We start from the raw sequence: 16,085 nt of genomic DNA on the forward strand, positions 1-16,085 counted from the left end.
TAAAAATGAGACATCAACAAGGTGCTTCTTATATTGGGGTTTTATTTGCAATCGTGGGCTTTGCATTTCTTGCAAAAGTGGCGATTGTGGTGTGGGGGCCATACTTTGATGATCGTATGGTAGATGGTGAGATTGAGGCGCTGTTAAAAAGCGCTCCAGCCAATATAACGCCAGAAAAATTCCGTCAACAGATGAGTCAGCGTTTAGACATGAATAATATTCGTGATCTAAATTTTGACGAAATTGCCAAAGTTACCAATACCGATGGTTTACAGGTGCACAAGAATTATGAAATTCGTAAAAATTTCATAATGAATATCGATTTAGTGATGAAGTTTGAGAAAGAGTTTGATCAAAGCACAGTCAAAGCTAAATGATGAACGTCTTGCCAAACGGATCGGCTATCAGTTTAAACAGGCTGATTTGCTGAAACTGGCATTGACTCATCGTTCAGTCAGTCATAAACACAACTACGAGCGCCTGGAATTTCTGGGCGATTCTCTTTTAGGGATGATCATTGCGAATTATCTTTTTAATGCCTATCCAAGCGAAAATGAAGGCCGGTTAACGCGTATGCGTGCAACCCTGGTTCGTCAGGAAGCATTAGGAAAAATCGCCAATGATTTAAAACTGAGCCAGAATTTAATTCTCAGTACCGGTGAATTGAAATCTGGTGGTCATCATCGTGAGTCTATACTGGCAGATACAGTAGAAGCCATTATTGGCGCAATCTATGTCGACTGCGGTGATCTCACTGTGCTAGAACCGATTGTGTTAAAATGGTACGAGCCCTATTTAGATCATATTGAGCCGACAGATCAGCTTAAAGATCCTAAATCTCGCTTACAAGAGTATTTACAAGCACGTAAGAAACCTCTCCCAGTTTACGAGGTTGTAGATATTCAAGGTGATGCACCCAATCAGCATTTTAAAGTGGAATGCCAGATTGCGGGATTGCCGACCATGCAAGGCGAAGGCGCGAGCCGGCGTTTTGCTGAACAAGCCGTTGCGGCGGATATTTTGAAACTTTTGGAGCATAAGTCTTAATGACTACTCATTCCGATCACATTGATGCTGATCACGAGTCGCAAAGCGACAGTCACGACCTTATTAGTCAATTTTTTAGTGCACAAGGCACCGAGATCCCATCGGATTATCGTAGTGGTTTTGTTGCCATTGTAGGTCGCCCGAATGTGGGTAAATCTACCTTAATGAACCATATTCTGGGTCAAAAACTTTCGATTACCTCACGTAAACCACAAACTACACGTCATAAAATCGTGGGGATTGATTCACGTGAAAAATCTCAGGCGGTATTTGTCGATACACCGGGGATGCATAAAAAAGAAGTCCGTGCCATCAATAAAATGATGAACCGTGCGGCACATTCGGCTTTACGCGATGTGAACCTGGTTTTATTCGTAGTGGATGCACAAAAGTGGACGCCAAATGATGACCTGGTTCTGGAAAAGCTGAAAAATGCTGAAATGCCAGTGATTCTGGTGATCAACAAGCTCGATACTTTTGAAAACAAGAACGAAGCTTTGCCGCTGATTCGTGAACGCGAAAAGCTGATGAACTTTGCGGAAATCGTACCGGTATCTGCGCTTCGTGGTGCCAATCTTGAACATTTACGTGACACGATTGCCAAGTATCTTCCGTTCCAGCCACCACTATACTCACTGGATCAACTGACCGATCGTTCAGAGCGTTTCCTGGCGTCTGAAATTATCCGTGAAAAGATCATGCGTCAGCTGGGTGAAGAGCTTCCATACGATTTGACCGTTCAGATCGAATCATTCAAAACTGAAGAGCCGGTCTTGAATGAAAAAACGGGTCGTATGAAAGCTGCCTGTACCTATATTGATGCCACGATTTTTGTCGATCGTCCGAGCCAAAAAGCCATTGTGATTGGCGAGAAAGGTGTCAAACTGAAGAAAATCGGTATGGATGCGCGTCTCGACATGGAAAAAATGTTCGAGCAAAAAATCATGTTAACCCTTTGGGTGAAAGTCAAAGGTGGCTGGTCTGATGATGAACGTGCATTAAAAAGCTTAGGTTATAGTGATATCTAAGCGATAAACTTGATAAGACCCTTCGAGGAATCTGTGATGATGAAAGTGTTGGCAGTGGTTGCATGTGTTTTATTTCTGCAAGGCTGTATTCATAAAGTGGTCACGGTTCCTGTCAAGGTGGCTTATAAAACCACAAAAGTCGCAGTGAAAGGTACAGCGGCTGTTGTGGGCGCAGTGATCCCGGATGGGGATGACGAAGAAGATGATAAAAAATCAAAAAAAGATAAGGATTAAAGTACCCGCTTATGCGTAACGAAGTACTGCATGGCTATCTGATTCATCATCGTAAGTACCGTGAACGCAGTCATATTGTGCATTTATTTACCCAAGAATATGGCAGGGTAGACGGCATTCTCAGGCAAATGCCACCACCGCAATATCAGCCCATTCGTTTGCAAGCTTCAGGTAAATCCGAACTCAAAAATTTTACTAAACTGGAAATTGTCAATCAGCCGATTTTCTTTTTTGGCGATGCCTTTTTTTCGGGTTTTTATCTGAATGAAATCCTGTTGCGGTTATGTCCTTTAGAAGTCGAAATGCCGCAAACTTTTGCCAAATATGCTGAGACCTTAACTGCATTACAGCAATTATCCGTACAATCTAATCCAAATTTATATTTAAAACAGATCTTGCGCCAGTTTGAGCATGTTTTGCTGGAAGAACTCGGTTATGGTCTGGATTTTTCGGTAGATGCCAATCAGGCGCAGATTGATCCACAACAGCACTATTATTTTCAGCTCAATGCCGGCTTTATGCCATCGGCCAAAGCCTTACGCTCCACCCTATCCGGTCAACAGATTTTAAGCATGTTGACGTATGAAAATGGTGGGGATTTTAATCCGGAACAGTTACAATTACTGACGAAACTGTATCGACAGGCGATCACGGCCTTGCTTGGTGATCGACCATTAAAAAGTCGACAACTCTGGATTCAAAACTCTCAATCTCAATCGTAGTTAGGAAAAGATTATGGCTGCATTACTTGGTGTCAATATTGACCATGTCGCAACATTAAGACAAGCACGTGGTACGACGTACCCAGACCCAGTCAATGCTGCATTGATCTGCGAACAGGCAGGGGCAGAAGGCATTACCTTGCACTTGCGTGAAGACCGTCGTCACATTCAGGATGACGATGTGCGTCGTATGCGTCCTGCGTTAAAAACCCGTATGAACCTTGAGTTGGCGGTAACAGATGAAATGATCGCCTTTGCCAAGGAAATCAAGCCACAGCATGTTTGTTTTGTTCCTGAAAAACGTCAGGAAGTGACCACTGAAGGTGGTCTGGATGTCGTGGGTAATTTTGATGCTGTAAAAGCCGCGACTCAAGAGCTGGAAGCCATTGGTTGTGATATATCTTTATTTATTGATGCCGATTTTGCACAAATTGATGCAGCAGTTGCTTGTGGTGCACCGACGATTGAGATTCACACAGGCGCCTATGCCGATGCAGAAACTCCAGAAGCGCAACAAGCGGAACTGGAACGCATTGTGAAAGGTGCTGAATATGCTGCATCTAAAGGTTTGGTGGTAAATGCGGGCCATGGCTTAAATTTGGATAACGTGACGCCGATTGCTGCGATTCCACAGATTCATGAGCTCAATATCGGTCATTCTTTAATTGCGGATGCGGTATTTGTTGGTCTGGCACAAGCGGTTCAGCAAATGAAAGCCGTGATTAAGTCAGCGCGTTAAGATTAGAGTAATTATGTCGAATATTAATTATGATGAACTGATGCAGCCGGTGATTGCTTTCCTCGGTTGTGAAACACCGCAAGCATGGCTGGATATGGCGGTCGAAAATCTTGAAATCTTGATGCAAGATCATGCCAACTGTGAAAAAAAAGCAGCCAGCACGGCCATGAACCTGATGTTTCGCTATAGCTATTTTGTTGATCTACAGGTGAAGCTTGCACAGCTGGTGCGTGAAGAAATGCTGCATTATGAGCAAGTGCTTGAATTGATGAACAAGCGCGGTCAGGCTTGGCAAAACTTGAGTGCAGGGCGTTATGCCGGTGGTTTGCGTAAGGAAATCCGGACTTTTGAACCTGAAGCCTTGATTGATGTCTTGGTGATTGGTGCCTTTGTAGAAGCGCGTTCCTGTGAGCGTTTTTACGCGCTTGCTTCGCGTGTTGATGATGAATTGGCACGTTACTACCGCTACCTGCTCAAGTCCGAATCTCGCCATTTTGAAGACTATCTGGCTTTGGCGATGGATGTGGCTACCACAGCGAAACTGAAAAATCCGAAAGAGGATCTTCAGGAGCGAATCCTGCATATTCGTGAAGTTGAAAAACAGCTAATTCTCACGCCTGATGAAACTTTCCGTTTTCATAGCGGTGTTCCGGCTCAAGCGGCTTAATCTCGGTGACAGCTTAAAAATCCTCCATCTATGGGGGATTTTTTATATCTCGAAATTTTAAAAGAGGGGTATTTATATATCGAGTTTTATGAGGGATTGAAAATAATTATTCATTTTAAATAGTTGAAAATAACAAGCCGTCAAATTTTAAGTAATAAAAAAGCCCACTTCATGATGAGTGGGCTTTCTTGAATTTGGCTCTCCAACCTGGGCTCGAACCAGGGACCTGCGGATTAACAGTCCGTCGCTCTACCGACTGAGCTATTGGAGAATCTGAAAGCGATTATAGAGAGATTTTGACAGGGGTCAAGCAAAAATTATCATATTTATTATAAATACAGCTTGTCTGTTTTTAATTTAGGCAATTGCATAAATTTCACGAAAAATACTTGTCAGAATAAATTTCACTTGCTAGATTAAAACCATAAAGTCGTTTGACCAAATGGTCAAACAGTGTGGATTTAAACCTACTTGCCAGCACAAAAATGGCTAAACCGGAGACAGCGAATGAATACGCTCAGCATCCCTCAAATTTTCTCTCAACTGGCTTATTATCAAGAAAACTATCTGCAAATTATTGCTGATCCTGCACAGTATTATATCCCGGTTAAAGACGCTCATATCACGCTATGGCCCTTGGCGCAAAAATCACTTTATTTAGGTGATTTGCTGCAATTATGGTTTGCAGAAAAATGGTTGGTAGAAACTGAACGTCAATTTAACTTTGAAGTTTTCCTGAATGCAGACTATCTGAAAGAGCAAGACAAAGATCTTTATATCTATGCCATTTCTGGGAATCTTTTGACGGGAACCAATCAGTCTAAAGCGTGGCAAGCCTCAATAACACAAACACAAGATGTGGAATTAGCCAATGTTTCCAAGCATTATTTTGAGTTTCAAGGCTTAACTCGACCACGCTTGTCATTTGTTGAAGCGGGGCAGGCGAAAAGCAGTATTATTTAAATGAATTACCTGATGAGTTGTGCAGGCTAGCAATTTCATTCAGTCCGAATAATCATACAGATCGCAGTGGCATGAGCATACAGGCGACCTTCTTCATCCAGAATCTGACCTTCAGAAATACCTAAATTTTTACTGAGATTAATTGATTTTCCTACGGCTTTCAGTGGCTCATTCTGAGGTATAGGGCGGCACATCTTTACATTCAGATCAATGGTGCCATAACCGACACCTGCTTCAAGTAAAGTATGAATCGCGCAGCCTGTCACGGTATCCAAAACAGTTGCAGCAAAACCACCATGGACGCCACCAAGCGGATTTAAATGTCGATGATCAGCTTTGACCTTAAATTCTACACGTCCGCTTTCAATCACTGCTGGTTGCATCGACATGGTTTCACTAATACTCGGGGTCGGGATTTTTCCATCACGCATCGCTTCCAATAATGCTAAACCGCTCATTTCTTTTAGGTTCATTATGCTTTTCCTGTCATTATTCTTGAGTGGTTGAGGTTTAATTCAAAATTGTGACATCGATAATAGCAATCTGGTATAGGAATGGCGGATTATTTTGTAAGAAGTGCATTGCCTGCACCTGAGTAAAGTCATTTTTATAAAAAATAAGAAATAGAATAATTTATGGCACGATACTGGTATACATTTCTAATGAAATATCTCAGATCTAAATAATCTGACAAAAAACGAATCTTATAAAAGAATTAAAAATCGAGTGATAGGGTAATGAAACAGTTTCTGCATCTTTGGGTGCCTATTTTTCTCAGTAATGCCATTATTATGCTCAGTAGTTTGTTCGACGTGATTTTTCTATCACATTTTTCACCTCAGCATGTGGCTGCATTGGCAGTCTGTTTGTCTGTTTATTCTTTGTGCTTTGTAACGGGTATTGGGGTGTTACAGGGCATGATGCAAGAGCTGGCAGAAGCCAATGGACGTCAGGATTATGCGGATATACAGCGTATTGTGAAGCAAAGTATTTTGATTGTACTGGTGATTTCTGCTGTTGCGATGTACCTGCTTAATCATGCAACTCCTTTACTTCATTTTTTAAAGGCAGATGCGGCCTTACAGGCATTGATTGTGTCATGTCTGTGGCTGTTGGCTTGGACGATTCCAGCGCATTTATTGTTGCGCATTTTATATATTTTAACCCAAGCCTGTGGGCAGGCTAAGCGCGTGTTCTACGCCAATATGATCTATTTACTGCTCAAAGTGGCTTTGGCTTATGTCTTGATTTATGGCATTGAAGGTTATGTTACAAGCTATGGGGTTGAAGGTGCATTCATGGCACATTTGATTGTGCAGTGGGTACTGTTGTTTGTTTACTATTTTTTCTTCCTTGAGCGGAAGTTAAAGATCCAGTGGTCTGGTGTTTTCTTTCACTGGCAGACTTTGTGGAAAATTTTAAAAATTGGATTGCCCAATGCGGTGGTGACTTTTGTGGATGTATTTGCCATCAGCGCGATTGCTTTGCTGATCTTGCCTTCGGGTGACATTGTAGTGAATGCACATCAGGTGATGCTTGGTTTATTGGGCCTGATGTTTATGTTGCCGATGTCGATGGCATCCGCCTTCGGTATTTTGGTGTCGACTAAAATCGGTGCGGAGCAGATTGATGCTGCATGGCAACTCAGTAAGCGGGCACTGATGGCTGTGATGCTAATAGCTATCGTTGTCGTGTTGACTATTTGGGGCTTAGATAGTTGGATTGTGGGGTTATTTAGCAATGATGCGCAGGTGATTGCATTAGCCTTGGCATTGATCTTGTTAATGTGTTGGATGCATATCTTTGATGCGCTACTGGTGATTAGTTTGGCAATGCTACGTTGCTGGCGAGAAATTGTCAGACCAATGTTTATTTTTATCAGTACGGTGCTGGTCGTGGGCTTAGGTGGTGGTTGGTATGTGGCGTATCATCCAATGACACTGTTCAATTGGCAAAGCAATGCATTGGGGATTCATGGTTTTTGGTGGATGTTGAGTATTGCGTACACGATTGCAGCAAGTCTATGTTTTGTTTGTTTACTCATGAAATACTTGAGCTATAAGCGAATACGGCTCATTGTTTAATACATGTTGAAGAACATAAAAAAACCCGCGAAATTCGCGGGTTTTTTTATCTAGCAAGCTAGATTATTTTGCAGCTTTTTCAGCTTCGATTGAAGCAATCGCAGCATCAACGCCTTCGATAGAATCAGCAGCTTTTTTGATACGTGCAAGTGCATCAACAAGTACTTCGTCAGCCGTTGCGTAAGAGATACGCATGAAACCACCTAAACCGAAGGCATCACCCGGAACCACTGCAACACCAGTTTCTTCCAGTAACCATGCAGAGAATTCTGTGCAAGATTTAAGACCTTTGGCACGAATCAACGGTTTGATGTTGGCATATGCATAGAATGCACCATCAGCAGGCAGGCAAGAAATACCGTGAATATCATTCAAGCCTTTCACAACCAAGTCATGGCGACGTTTGAATGCTTCAATCATTGGCTCAAGAACGTCTTGAGGACCATTCAATGCAGCTTCAGCAGCAACTTGCGAAATAGAAGTTGGGTTTGAAGTCGATTGAGATTGGATCTTTTTCATTGCACCAATCAGTTTAGCAGGGCCCGCTGCGTAGCCGATACGCCAGCCAGTCATTGCATAAGCTTTAGACACACCGTTTAACACAATCGTACGGTCATAAAGGTCTGGTGCAACTGTTGCGATGTTGTAGAACTCGTCATCCCAACGGATTGGTTCGTACATGTCATCAGATGCGATAAATACTTCTGGGTATTTACGCAGTACGTCAGCGAGCGCTTCAAGCTCAGCTTTAGTGTAGATCATGCCTGTTGGGTTAGACGGGCTGTTTAATACTACTAGACGTGTTTTGTCAGTGATTGCAGCTTCTAATTGTTCAGGGGTGATTTTGAAACGTTGTTCTTCACCACATTTCACAATAACAGGAACACCTTCAGCGATGATCACCATATCCGGGTAGCTTACCCAGAATGGTGCAGGGATGATGACTTCATCACCTTTGTTTAACAAAGCAAGGGCCAAGTTAAAGAATGATTGCTTACCACCACAAGAAACCAGAATCTGGTTTGCTGCATAGTCTAGGTTATTGTCGCGTTTGAATTTAGCAATAATGGCTTTTTTAAGACCTGGCGTACCGTCAACAGCGGTGTATTTGGTGAAACCGTTGTTAATCGCTGCAATTGCTGCATCTTTGATGTGTTGAGGGGTATCAAAATCTGGTTCACCTGCGCCCAAACCAATCACGTTGTGACCTGCAGCTTTTAATTCAGCAGCTTTGTTGGTCACAGCAAGCGTAGGGGACGGTTTGATGGCATTCACACGATCAGAGAGACGTACGTCCACGGCAGTATTCCTTCTTATAGGGATTAAAAAATAAAAAGCACATTATCTTAGCCTAAAATGGTGCAGATAGGGCAAAAGAATTTGGAAAACTTTAAGGAAAAAATGGTGTATTGGCCGAACTTTATCTTGAATTTCGATGCGCTGGAAGCAGGCAAGGGGAGACTTTTTACATCTCGGTCATGCATATTGATGCATGAAATATAAAATAAAAATGGCCACTTTAAAGTGACCATTTTGTGTTGTTGATGTTGTGGTTACGCACTAAAGCGTGACAAATCTTCGTCCGGGCGTGCTGTTAAAATTTCCGCGCCGGTTTTAGTCACCAGAATTGTATGTTCATATTGTGCCGACAATGAGTGATCTTTGGTGACCACTGTCCATTTATCACCGAGTAATTTGGTTTTCCAGTCGCCGCCATTGACCATTGGCTCAATGGTAAAGGTCATGCCTTCTTCAAGCACCATGCCAGTATCTGGTTGACCATAATGCAGCACTTGCGGTTCGTCATGGAAAGTCGTACCAATACCGTGACCACAATATTCACGTACCACGCCAAAACGCTCAGATTCAACATACTGCTGAATGGCATGACCAATATCGCCAATAGTTGAACCCGGTTTTACAGTTTCAATACCCCGGTACATGGCTTCTTGCGCTACCTTACATAGACGGTTGGCAAGAATTGAAGTTTCACCACCCACGATATACATCATGTTGGTGTCACCATGGTAGCCATCTTTAATCACGGTCACATCAATGTTCAGGATGTCGCCTTTTTTCAATTTTTTACTGTCTGATGGAATGCCGTGACACACCACATGGTTTACAGAAGTACAAATAGTATGTTGGAAGGCAGGTCGACCCGGTGCAGCGCCATAGCCTAAGCATGCAGGAATTGCCTGTTGTTGATTGACAATATAGTCATGACAAATCGTATCAAGTTCCAGAGTGGTGACACCTGGAACAATATGCGGTTTGATCATATCCAAAACTTCTGCCGCCAGTCGCCCTGCCACACGCATTTTTTCAATTTCGTCAGGGGTTTTGATGAGTCGACGTGGAGCTTGATAAGTGTTGTTCATGATCTCTAAAAACTTTTGGAAATTTGTGTGTGACTATGGTATAAATAGCCGCCCATTTTATCAAATGCTTTTTCGTGAATAAATTTCACGGGCTTTGTGCGATGAGGCAAAAAAATCCGCACATATATCGACACATTACTCTGGGTGCCCTTTAGGGTGGAGAATGCGGGTATATGGAGGCCTAACCCAAACTTTAAGGTAAAGAAAATGGCAGATTACAACGTAAGCATGCGCGACCTTCTTCAAGCTGGCGCGCACTTTGGTCACCAAACTCGTTTCTGGAATCCAAAGATGCGTGATTACATCTTTGGTGCGCGTAACAAAATTCACATCATCAACCTTGAGCACACTGTTCCTGCGTTAAATGATGCTTTGAACTTTGCTAACAACTTGGCTAGCAAAAAGAACAAAGTTTTGTTCGTTGGTACTAAACGTGCAGCTTCTGCGATCATCCGTGAACAAGCTCAACGCGCTGGTCAACCATATGTAGATCACCGCTGGTTAGGTGGTATGTTGACGAACTGGAAAACACTTCGCCAATCTATCAACCGTTTAAAAGACCTTCAAACTCAATCTCAAGACGGTACTTTTGCTAAGCTGACTAAACGTGAAGCTCTAGAGCGTACTCGTGAGATGGAAAAACTTGAGCGTGGCTTAGGCGGCGTTAAAAACATGGGTGGTTTACCTGACGCATTATTCGTAATCGACGTTGATCACGAAGCGATTGCAATCAAAGAAGCTAAGAACCTTGGTATTCCTGTAATCGGTATCGTTGATACAAACTCTAACCCAGACAACGTAGACTACGTTATCCCGGGTAACGATGATGCGATCCGTGCAGTAACACTTTATGCTTCTGCTATGGCTGATGCGATTCTTGCTGGTAAAGAATATGCTCAATCACAAGCAAATGCACAAGCTAAAGCAGAAGAAGCTCCAGCTTCTGAGGCTTAATGCGTTTGACGCTAGCTTGTCATTTTTGCGACATGTGATGGTGGCAAAGTAAGCGTTATGTATGCAGGCGGCCCATGAGAACTCCTCTGGGCCGTTTCTGTTCTAAAAAGAATTCATTTTCTACCGAATTTAGGAGATAAACATGACTGCAGTTACAGCAAGCATGGTTAAAGAATTGCGCGATCGTACTGGTCTTGCAATGATGGAATGTAAAAAAGCTTTGACAGAAGCGGGCGGCGACGTTGAACTGGCGATCGACAACCTACGTAAATCTGGTCAAGCTAAAGCTGCTAAAAAAGCAGGTAACATTGCTGCTGACGGCGCGATCACAATTGCTCAAGACGGCAACAAAGCACTTCTTCTAGAAGTTAACTGTCAAACTGACTTCGTTGCAAAAGACGAAAACTTTGCTGGTTTCTCTGCGAAAGTTGCTGCTGCTGCACTTGCTGCAAACGTAACTGATCCTGCTCAAATCGCTGAATTGAAACTAGAAGATGGTACGACTGTTGAAGAAGCGCGTATCGCTCTTGTTCAAAAAATCGGTGAAAACATCCAAGTACGTCGTGCGAAAATTGTTGAAGGCGAAAACCTTGCAGTTTACAAACACGGTCTTAAAATCGGTGTTGTTGTTTCTTACACTGGTGATGAAGCTACAGGTAAAGGCTTGGCAATGCACGTTGCTGCGTTCAACCCAGTTGCTGTAAATGCTGAAGGCGTTTCTGCTGAGCTTATCGCGAAAGAGAAAGAAATTGCTGAAGCGAAAGCACTTGAATCTGGCAAGCCAGCAAACATCGTTGAGAAGATGGTTGTAGGTTCTGTTGAGAAATACTTGAATGAAGTTGTGCTTGAGCGTCAAATGTACGTAATCGACAACGACAAGAAAGTTGCAGACGTTCTTAAAGCAACTGGTACTACAGTTGCAAACTTCGTTCGTTTCGAAGTTGGTGAAGGCATTGAGAAAAAAGCAGAAATGAGCTTCGCTGAAGAAGTTGCTGCTGCTCAAGCTGCTGCAAAATAATTCCTTAGGAATTAGAAAAAGCCCTATCTGATTGATGGGGCTTTTTTATGCTGGTCTATTCTTCATCAGCAATTCAAGAGCAGGATTTGGGTCTAGTGATAGAGCTTAGATCATGTATTCATCATTTAATAAAAAAGTTATAAAAAATGCCAAATAAAACCAATCTGGGCATCGGTGCAGTCATTGCATTGTTGATTGCTGCTTATCTGGGCCTGGATCAACAGCAATCCCAACCACTTATTCCATCCGCATCTGATACTACAACTGAAACGCTTCATTCAGAGCCTAACTTAGAACCTTCTCAAGCCACTGATGATCTGGACCGAATTGCACGGGCGTTTCAACAGCGCCAGAGTGATCTACAAGTACGTTCAAGCGGGCAGGTGATTGCCGTTTTGCCAGATGATCATGAAGGATCGCGCCATCAAAAGTTTATCCTCGAATTACCAAATGGCCAAACTGTACTGGTTGCACATAATATCGATCTGGCACCGCGTATTCAGAGTATTCAAAAACAGGATCAGGTCGAGTTTTATGGAGAATATGAATACAGTGACAAGGGAGGGGTGATTCACTGGACGCATCATGACCCGGCGCGAAAACATGTTGATGGGTGGTTAAAACATCAAGGAAGAACCTATCAATAAGGTTCTTCTAATTGAATAAATCGAATATAGCGTTTAAACGCTCATAATTGCGCTGTTATGGCGTGATTTCCAGTTCGGTAGGATTTTACCTAAATAGGCATCCATGCACCAAATTGGGCCAATGAGGAGGAATTGGAGGTCTTTGAAGAATGAAGGCTTTTTACCTTCCACTTTGTGCCCATAAAATTGGCCAATCCAGGCTAAAACAAACAGTGCAATAAAGAAACCGGTACCAACTGGCAGAATCCAGATGAGCCAAGCCATCACCAACGTTAATACAGCCATCGCTACTGCCAAAACAAGATCCAGACGTGCATAGAAGATAAAAGCCAAAACCAGTAGCAGGGTAGTTAGCAAAGCGCTGAAATGCGCCAGAATGCCAATAATCGAAAAATAGATGGTTGGTACGCAGACCCAGTGAATCAGCTTATTGGTTTTATTTTGATGGCTGTCACTATATTCATCGAACCATTCAGATATTGTTTTCATTCTTCGCTCCATTCCATGAACATGTTTTGCTTATGTGGAAATATAAAGCAGAATCCGGATATGGTCAAAAGTTAATCATGCAGGTGAAGGGATTTTATTAGGCAGGATGAGCCTACCAAAATTTTATTGAAAGAACTTTAAGATAGTGCTGAGCAGGGGCGTTTATATTCTTCTGGAAAAATGAGCACAATAAAAAAGCCACATTGCTGTGGCCTTTGTTAAATGTGTTGCAGGTCAAATCTTAAGAATTTGGACCAGCGACACGTTCAATACTGACTTTTGCAGTACCAGCACTGGTAATACCTAACTGTTTCGCAGCACCGTAAGATAAATCAACAACACGGTTACCATGGAAAGGACCGCGGTCATTTACTTTAACCACGACGCTCTTGCCGTTATTACGGTTGGTTACGCGAATATAGCAGTTCAATGGCAGGCTACGATGAGCAGCTGTCATTGCGTTCATGTCAAAGGTTTCACCGCTTGCAGTTTTACGGCCGTGGAATTGACGACCATACCAAGACGCTGTACCTGTCTGACTGAATTTACGTACAGTATTAGAAGCCACTGTATTCAGTTTTTCAATCACTGAAGGCTCTTCTGCAGGAAGTTCAATTTTCGCTGCAATGGTTTCACGGCGAACTTTATCGCCAGAACGCTCAGTGATTGAAAGGCTGTTCAAATTTGTGAAATTTGAATTGAAGCTTTGAGCTTCTTTATTGAGTACTCGCGTGGCAAGACGCGAATTGTCATTTTCATTGGTGAATGAAGATGACGGAACCATATCTGCCTGCGATTGCGTCAGCGTGACGATCGTGGCAATGGCCATAAAAGACTTCAAAATTGAAGAATGCATCGAATCAACTCCTAACAGCATATCTATTGGTTGTTCATAAATGGCTGAAAAACCATGTAAACATGCCTGATATTTAACTTATGCAACTACATTTAACGAAATGGATAATATTCATGCCGGCAATACCCTGTCTAGTATTTAATTAAAATAGTTAAAAAAAGAACGCAAAATAAACAATGATTGATCAAAAAATAACCAATATTGTAACATAATATTAAAATTGCTTAAAATACGCACAAATTAACCCATAAAAATGTTGACTTTCATAATTTGTATTAATTTTTAGTGTTAACGGCTGGTAATTTCGGTACCTAATAACCACAAAGCAGTGGCATACATACGGCTGCGATTATAGGTGGTAATCACTTGAAAATTTGGATAAGTGATGTAGTAAATCGAGCCATAATTTTCTTGTAATTGAATTACATTAACCAGATCCAGATCGTCAATTTTTACGATTGGATTCATTGGGCTGATGCCTTGCGTTTTTAACACACCATAGGGGGTAGGTTGAGTCAGATCCTTGGCAATCACGGTATCTGGATTTGAACCGGTATAACGTGCCGGAAAGGCAATTGGCTGATTACGCTGCCAGCCATGCTGTGCCAGATAGTTGGCAATCGAACCAATCGCATCTACCGCTGAGTTACGCAGGTCAATATGACCATTGCCATCGTAGTCCACGCCGAATTTTGGAATGTTGCTCGGCATAAACTGCGGATAGCCAACAGCGCCGGCATACGAACCCACCACAGAAGAGGTGGCAACACCATCTCTATACGACCAGGCAATTAAAGCAGCCAGTTCATCCTGAAAATACTGGGCACGACGTTCATAGCCAAACCCTAAGGTTGCCAGAGCATCACGGGTGACAAAAGAGCCCTTGTTGCTGCCAAAACCGGTTTCTACGCCTAAAATGCCCAGAATGATCGCCTGTGGCACACCAAACTGCTGTTCAGCACGGTTAAGCGTCTCTGCATATTGCTGTTTAAAGCGTACGCCACGCTGAATGGTAGATTCAGCCAGAAAGTTAGTCTTATATGAATACCACGGCTTACTTTCGCCTGGGCGATTCATGATATTGATGATATTGGGCAGGTTACGCGTCCCGCTCATGGCGGAATCTACTTGCTGGGCACTTAGCCCATAGCTCTGCATGGCATTCTGCTTAAAAGCGGCATAAGAAGGGTGATATTGGAAATCGTTGGCCAGACTCAAACTGCTGAGACCAAATGCGGTAAGTGCGATTGAAAGCTGCTTAAACTTTTTATAAAAATCCGATTTCAACATCTTGCTACGATTTCCAGTTTTTTTGATGAGTTGCTGGCGATGTCATTTGAATCATGCCATGAAAAAGATTGATAAAATTTTTTCAATCGTGAGGCTTAAAGTGCCAGATTAAAGATAACATTCGGATGAATAAGAGACCTAGCCGCTTATACAAAAATAGCGATGGATTGGCTATTTTTACGGCAGTTTGTCTTATAGAGTCGCTTATCTGTAACAAGCTATTTCACTGATCATAAAAAAGCCTGACCGAAGTCAGGCTAATTCCTCAAGATTTGTAGAAAATCTTGAAACCATGCTATCCAAAACTATTCTGTATAGAACAAAGTATCGTGATATTCAGCCATGGCACGCAGCTCATCTTTATTCAAATTCAGAATGATTTTATCTGCTGCCATATTGATGGCCTTGATCACTGCAGATGCGCCAATATCTGCTGCCTTACGTTTGATCATGCCAAGATCCAGGGTTTTATTAAAGTCGACCATAAAATGTCGGACTGTTGCTTCACCAAATTGTTTGTACAGGTTACTGAACGCTTGTTTATCAATAGTCTGACCGGCTTTAAGTTCTGCATAATGATGTTTTAAATTCGTCACCAAATTGGCATCCAGTGACTCACCAATGCGGAAATTTCCATCAGGATCTTTAAACAGACTGCGCTCAGAGAATGCAATTGACTCTCTGACCACATCGTTCGGAGCTTTACTCAATAACTGCTTCAGCAAAACCGCAACAGTCGACTTGATATAGCCAGCCAGTTTTTCCGCAGTATCACGTTTATCGCTGGCAGGAAAGCGACGCACCAGCTCGGTGAGAATCGCATCAATAATTTCATCATTAATCATCAATGCGGTTTTATCACGCAATGGGTAAAGCGGCTCACTTGAATTTTTGTTTTTTTGTGCAGTCTGAATTGTATTTAAAAGCTCTGCAGAAGGAATAAACCCAAAAAATGGCATTGTTCAA

19 protein-coding genes and 1 tRNA gene are annotated in these 16,085 nt (G+C 42.5%); 12 read left to right on the forward strand and 8 right to left on the reverse strand.

What is annotated here, in order from left to right:
• Nucleotides 1-5: 5 nt before the first annotated feature.
• The 7 genes from NI468_RS11155 to NI468_RS11185 are packed head-to-tail and all read left to right on the forward strand — an operon-like array spanning nt 6 to nt 4,437.
• Nucleotides 6-377, forward strand: a complete 372-nt coding sequence (locus tag NI468_RS11155) for a DUF4845 domain-containing protein (protein ID WP_253101899.1) — start codon at nt 6-8, stop codon at nt 375-377.
• The gene (gene rnc / locus NI468_RS11160; protein WP_004279062.1) at nt 349-1,047 is read left to right on the forward strand and encodes a ribonuclease III; all 699 of its coding nucleotides are present in this window, start codon (nt 349-351) and stop codon (nt 1,045-1,047) included. Before NI468_RS11155 ends, rnc begins: the two co-directional genes overlap by 29 nt.
• The gene (gene era / locus NI468_RS11165; RefSeq protein WP_004279061.1) at nt 1,047-2,075 is read left to right on the forward strand and encodes a GTPase Era; all 1,029 of its coding nucleotides are present in this window, start codon (nt 1,047-1,049) and stop codon (nt 2,073-2,075) included. The genes rnc and era overlap by 1 nt, the downstream gene beginning before the upstream one ends.
• A gap of 36 nt (nt 2,076-2,111) precedes the next feature.
• Nucleotides 2,112-2,309: an NF038104 family lipoprotein gene (locus tag NI468_RS11170; protein ID WP_004645619.1), complete on the forward strand. Its 198-nt coding sequence runs from the start codon at nt 2,112-2,114 to the stop codon at nt 2,307-2,309.
• Between the two features lie 11 nt (nt 2,310-2,320).
• On the forward strand, nt 2,321-3,031 hold the full coding sequence (recO, locus tag NI468_RS11175; RefSeq protein WP_153566590.1) for a DNA repair protein RecO: 711 nt from the start codon (nt 2,321-2,323) through the stop codon (nt 3,029-3,031).
• 13 nt (nt 3,032-3,044) lie between these two features.
• Nucleotides 3,045-3,770, forward strand: coding sequence for a pyridoxine 5'-phosphate synthase (pdxJ, locus tag NI468_RS11180; protein ID WP_253101902.1), 726 nt, complete (start codon nt 3,045-3,047; stop codon nt 3,768-3,770).
• Nucleotides 3,771-3,783: 13 nt separating this feature from the next.
• Nucleotides 3,784-4,437, forward strand: coding sequence for a MiaE family protein (locus NI468_RS11185; protein WP_253101905.1), 654 nt, complete (start codon nt 3,784-3,786; stop codon nt 4,435-4,437).
• A gap of 195 nt (nt 4,438-4,632) precedes the next feature.
• On the opposite strand, the gene NI468_RS11190 is transcribed toward NI468_RS11185, so the two are convergent.
• Nucleotides 4,633-4,708 (reverse strand) — tRNA-Asn (locus NI468_RS11190).
• 236 nt (nt 4,709-4,944) lie between these two features.
• Here NI468_RS11190 and NI468_RS11195 point away from each other — a divergent pair.
• The gene (locus NI468_RS11195) at nt 4,945-5,400 is read left to right on the forward strand and encodes a hypothetical protein (protein WP_005103793.1); all 456 of its coding nucleotides are present in this window, start codon (nt 4,945-4,947) and stop codon (nt 5,398-5,400) included.
• A 35-nt stretch (nt 5,401-5,435) separates the two neighbouring features.
• On the opposite strand, the gene NI468_RS11200 is transcribed toward NI468_RS11195, so the two are convergent.
• Entirely contained in the window at nt 5,436-5,873 is a 438-nt protein-coding gene (locus NI468_RS11200; protein WP_253101907.1) for a PaaI family thioesterase, read from the reverse strand.
• A 264-nt stretch (nt 5,874-6,137) separates the two neighbouring features.
• On the opposite strand from NI468_RS11200, the gene NI468_RS11205 reads away from it, so the two are divergent.
• Nucleotides 6,138-7,484 (forward strand): MATE family efflux transporter, encoded by a 1,347-nt coding sequence (locus NI468_RS11205; RefSeq protein WP_253101910.1) that lies wholly within the window; start codon nt 6,138-6,140, stop codon nt 7,482-7,484.
• Nucleotides 7,485-7,547: 63 nt separating this feature from the next.
• On the opposite strand, the gene NI468_RS11210 is transcribed toward NI468_RS11205, so the two are convergent.
• Nucleotides 7,548-8,783, reverse strand: coding sequence for a pyridoxal phosphate-dependent aminotransferase (locus tag NI468_RS11210; RefSeq protein ID WP_005103791.1), 1,236 nt, complete (start codon nt 8,781-8,783; stop codon nt 7,548-7,550).
• A 254-nt stretch (nt 8,784-9,037) separates the two neighbouring features.
• Nucleotides 9,038-9,865, reverse strand: a complete 828-nt coding sequence (gene map / locus NI468_RS11215) for a type I methionyl aminopeptidase (protein ID WP_004279051.1) — start codon at nt 9,863-9,865, stop codon at nt 9,038-9,040.
• 207 nt (nt 9,866-10,072) lie between these two features.
• Between map and rpsB the strand changes: the two genes are divergently transcribed.
• The 3 genes from rpsB (at nt 10,073) to NI468_RS11230 (ending at nt 12,484) form a co-directional block, all read left to right on the forward strand.
• On the forward strand, nt 10,073-10,819 hold the full coding sequence (gene rpsB, locus NI468_RS11220; protein ID WP_004279050.1) for a 30S ribosomal protein S2: 747 nt from the start codon (nt 10,073-10,075) through the stop codon (nt 10,817-10,819).
• A 142-nt stretch (nt 10,820-10,961) separates the two neighbouring features.
• Nucleotides 10,962-11,837, forward strand: coding sequence for a translation elongation factor Ts (tsf, locus tag NI468_RS11225; protein ID WP_004645608.1), 876 nt, complete (start codon nt 10,962-10,964; stop codon nt 11,835-11,837).
• A gap of 146 nt (nt 11,838-11,983) precedes the next feature.
• Nucleotides 11,984-12,484: a DUF3465 domain-containing protein gene (locus NI468_RS11230; RefSeq protein ID WP_253101913.1), complete on the forward strand. Its 501-nt coding sequence runs from the start codon at nt 11,984-11,986 to the stop codon at nt 12,482-12,484.
• A 33-nt stretch (nt 12,485-12,517) separates the two neighbouring features.
• Here NI468_RS11230 and NI468_RS11235 read toward each other — a convergent pair whose 3' ends face one another.
• The 4 genes from NI468_RS11235 to NI468_RS11250 all read right to left on the reverse strand — a co-directional run bounded on the left by NI468_RS11235 (nt 12,518) and on the right by NI468_RS11250 (nt 16,078).
• Complete coding sequence (locus NI468_RS11235; RefSeq protein WP_005106461.1) at nt 12,518-12,973, reverse strand: Mpo1 family 2-hydroxy fatty acid dioxygenase; 456 nt, start codon at nt 12,971-12,973, stop codon at nt 12,518-12,520.
• Between the two features lie 241 nt (nt 12,974-13,214).
• Nucleotides 13,215-13,829 carry a septal ring lytic transglycosylase RlpA family protein gene (locus tag NI468_RS11240; RefSeq protein ID WP_004279046.1) on the reverse strand — a complete coding sequence of 205 codons (615 nt, stop codon included), beginning with the start codon at nt 13,827-13,829 and terminating at the stop codon, nt 13,215-13,217.
• A gap of 288 nt (nt 13,830-14,117) precedes the next feature.
• Nucleotides 14,118-15,119, reverse strand: a complete 1,002-nt coding sequence (gene mltB, locus NI468_RS11245) for a lytic murein transglycosylase B (RefSeq protein ID WP_004731648.1) — start codon at nt 15,117-15,119, stop codon at nt 14,118-14,120.
• A gap of 305 nt (nt 15,120-15,424) precedes the next feature.
• Nucleotides 15,425-16,078: a hypothetical protein gene (locus NI468_RS11250; RefSeq protein ID WP_253101918.1), complete on the reverse strand. Its 654-nt coding sequence runs from the start codon at nt 16,076-16,078 to the stop codon at nt 15,425-15,427.
• Nucleotides 16,079-16,085 lie beyond the last annotated feature (7 nt).

It is taken from the genome of Acinetobacter lwoffii, from assembly GCF_024129355.1.
Classification (GTDB): domain Bacteria; phylum Pseudomonadota; class Gammaproteobacteria; order Pseudomonadales; family Moraxellaceae; genus Acinetobacter; species Acinetobacter lwoffii_I.

Coding starts and splice junctions, on each gene's coding strand:
- NI468_RS11155 (WP_253101899.1), top strand. CDS start 6: ATGAGACATCAACAAGGTGCTTCTTATATTGGGGTTTTATTTGCAATC.
- era (WP_004279061.1), top strand. CDS start 1,047: ATGACTACTCATTCCGATCACATTGATGCTGATCACGAGTCGCAAAGC.
- NI468_RS11170 (WP_004645619.1), top strand. CDS start 2,112: ATGATGAAAGTGTTGGCAGTGGTTGCATGTGTTTTATTTCTGCAAGGC.
- recO (WP_153566590.1), top strand. CDS start 2,321: ATGCGTAACGAAGTACTGCATGGCTATCTGATTCATCATCGTAAGTAC.
- pdxJ (WP_253101902.1), top strand. CDS start 3,045: ATGGCTGCATTACTTGGTGTCAATATTGACCATGTCGCAACATTAAGA.
- NI468_RS11185 (WP_253101905.1), top strand. CDS start 3,784: ATGTCGAATATTAATTATGATGAACTGATGCAGCCGGTGATTGCTTTC.
- NI468_RS11195 (WP_005103793.1), top strand. CDS start 4,945: ATGAATACGCTCAGCATCCCTCAAATTTTCTCTCAACTGGCTTATTAT.
- NI468_RS11200 (WP_253101907.1), bottom strand. CDS start 5,873: ATGAACCTAAAAGAAATGAGCGGTTTAGCATTATTGGAAGCGATGCGT.
- NI468_RS11205 (WP_253101910.1), top strand. CDS start 6,138: ATGAAACAGTTTCTGCATCTTTGGGTGCCTATTTTTCTCAGTAATGCC.
- map (WP_004279051.1), bottom strand. CDS start 9,865: ATGAACAACACTTATCAAGCTCCACGTCGACTCATCAAAACCCCTGAC.
- rpsB (WP_004279050.1), top strand. CDS start 10,073: ATGGCAGATTACAACGTAAGCATGCGCGACCTTCTTCAAGCTGGCGCG.
- tsf (WP_004645608.1), top strand. CDS start 10,962: ATGACTGCAGTTACAGCAAGCATGGTTAAAGAATTGCGCGATCGTACT.
- NI468_RS11230 (WP_253101913.1), top strand. CDS start 11,984: ATGCCAAATAAAACCAATCTGGGCATCGGTGCAGTCATTGCATTGTTG.
- NI468_RS11235 (WP_005106461.1), bottom strand. CDS start 12,973: ATGAAAACAATATCTGAATGGTTCGATGAATATAGTGACAGCCATCAA.
- NI468_RS11240 (WP_004279046.1), bottom strand. CDS start 13,829: ATGCATTCTTCAATTTTGAAGTCTTTTATGGCCATTGCCACGATCGTC.
- mltB (WP_004731648.1), bottom strand. CDS start 15,119: ATGTTGAAATCGGATTTTTATAAAAAGTTTAAGCAGCTTTCAATCGCA.
- NI468_RS11250 (WP_253101918.1), bottom strand. CDS start 16,078: ATGCCATTTTTTGGGTTTATTCCTTCTGCAGAGCTTTTAAATACAATT.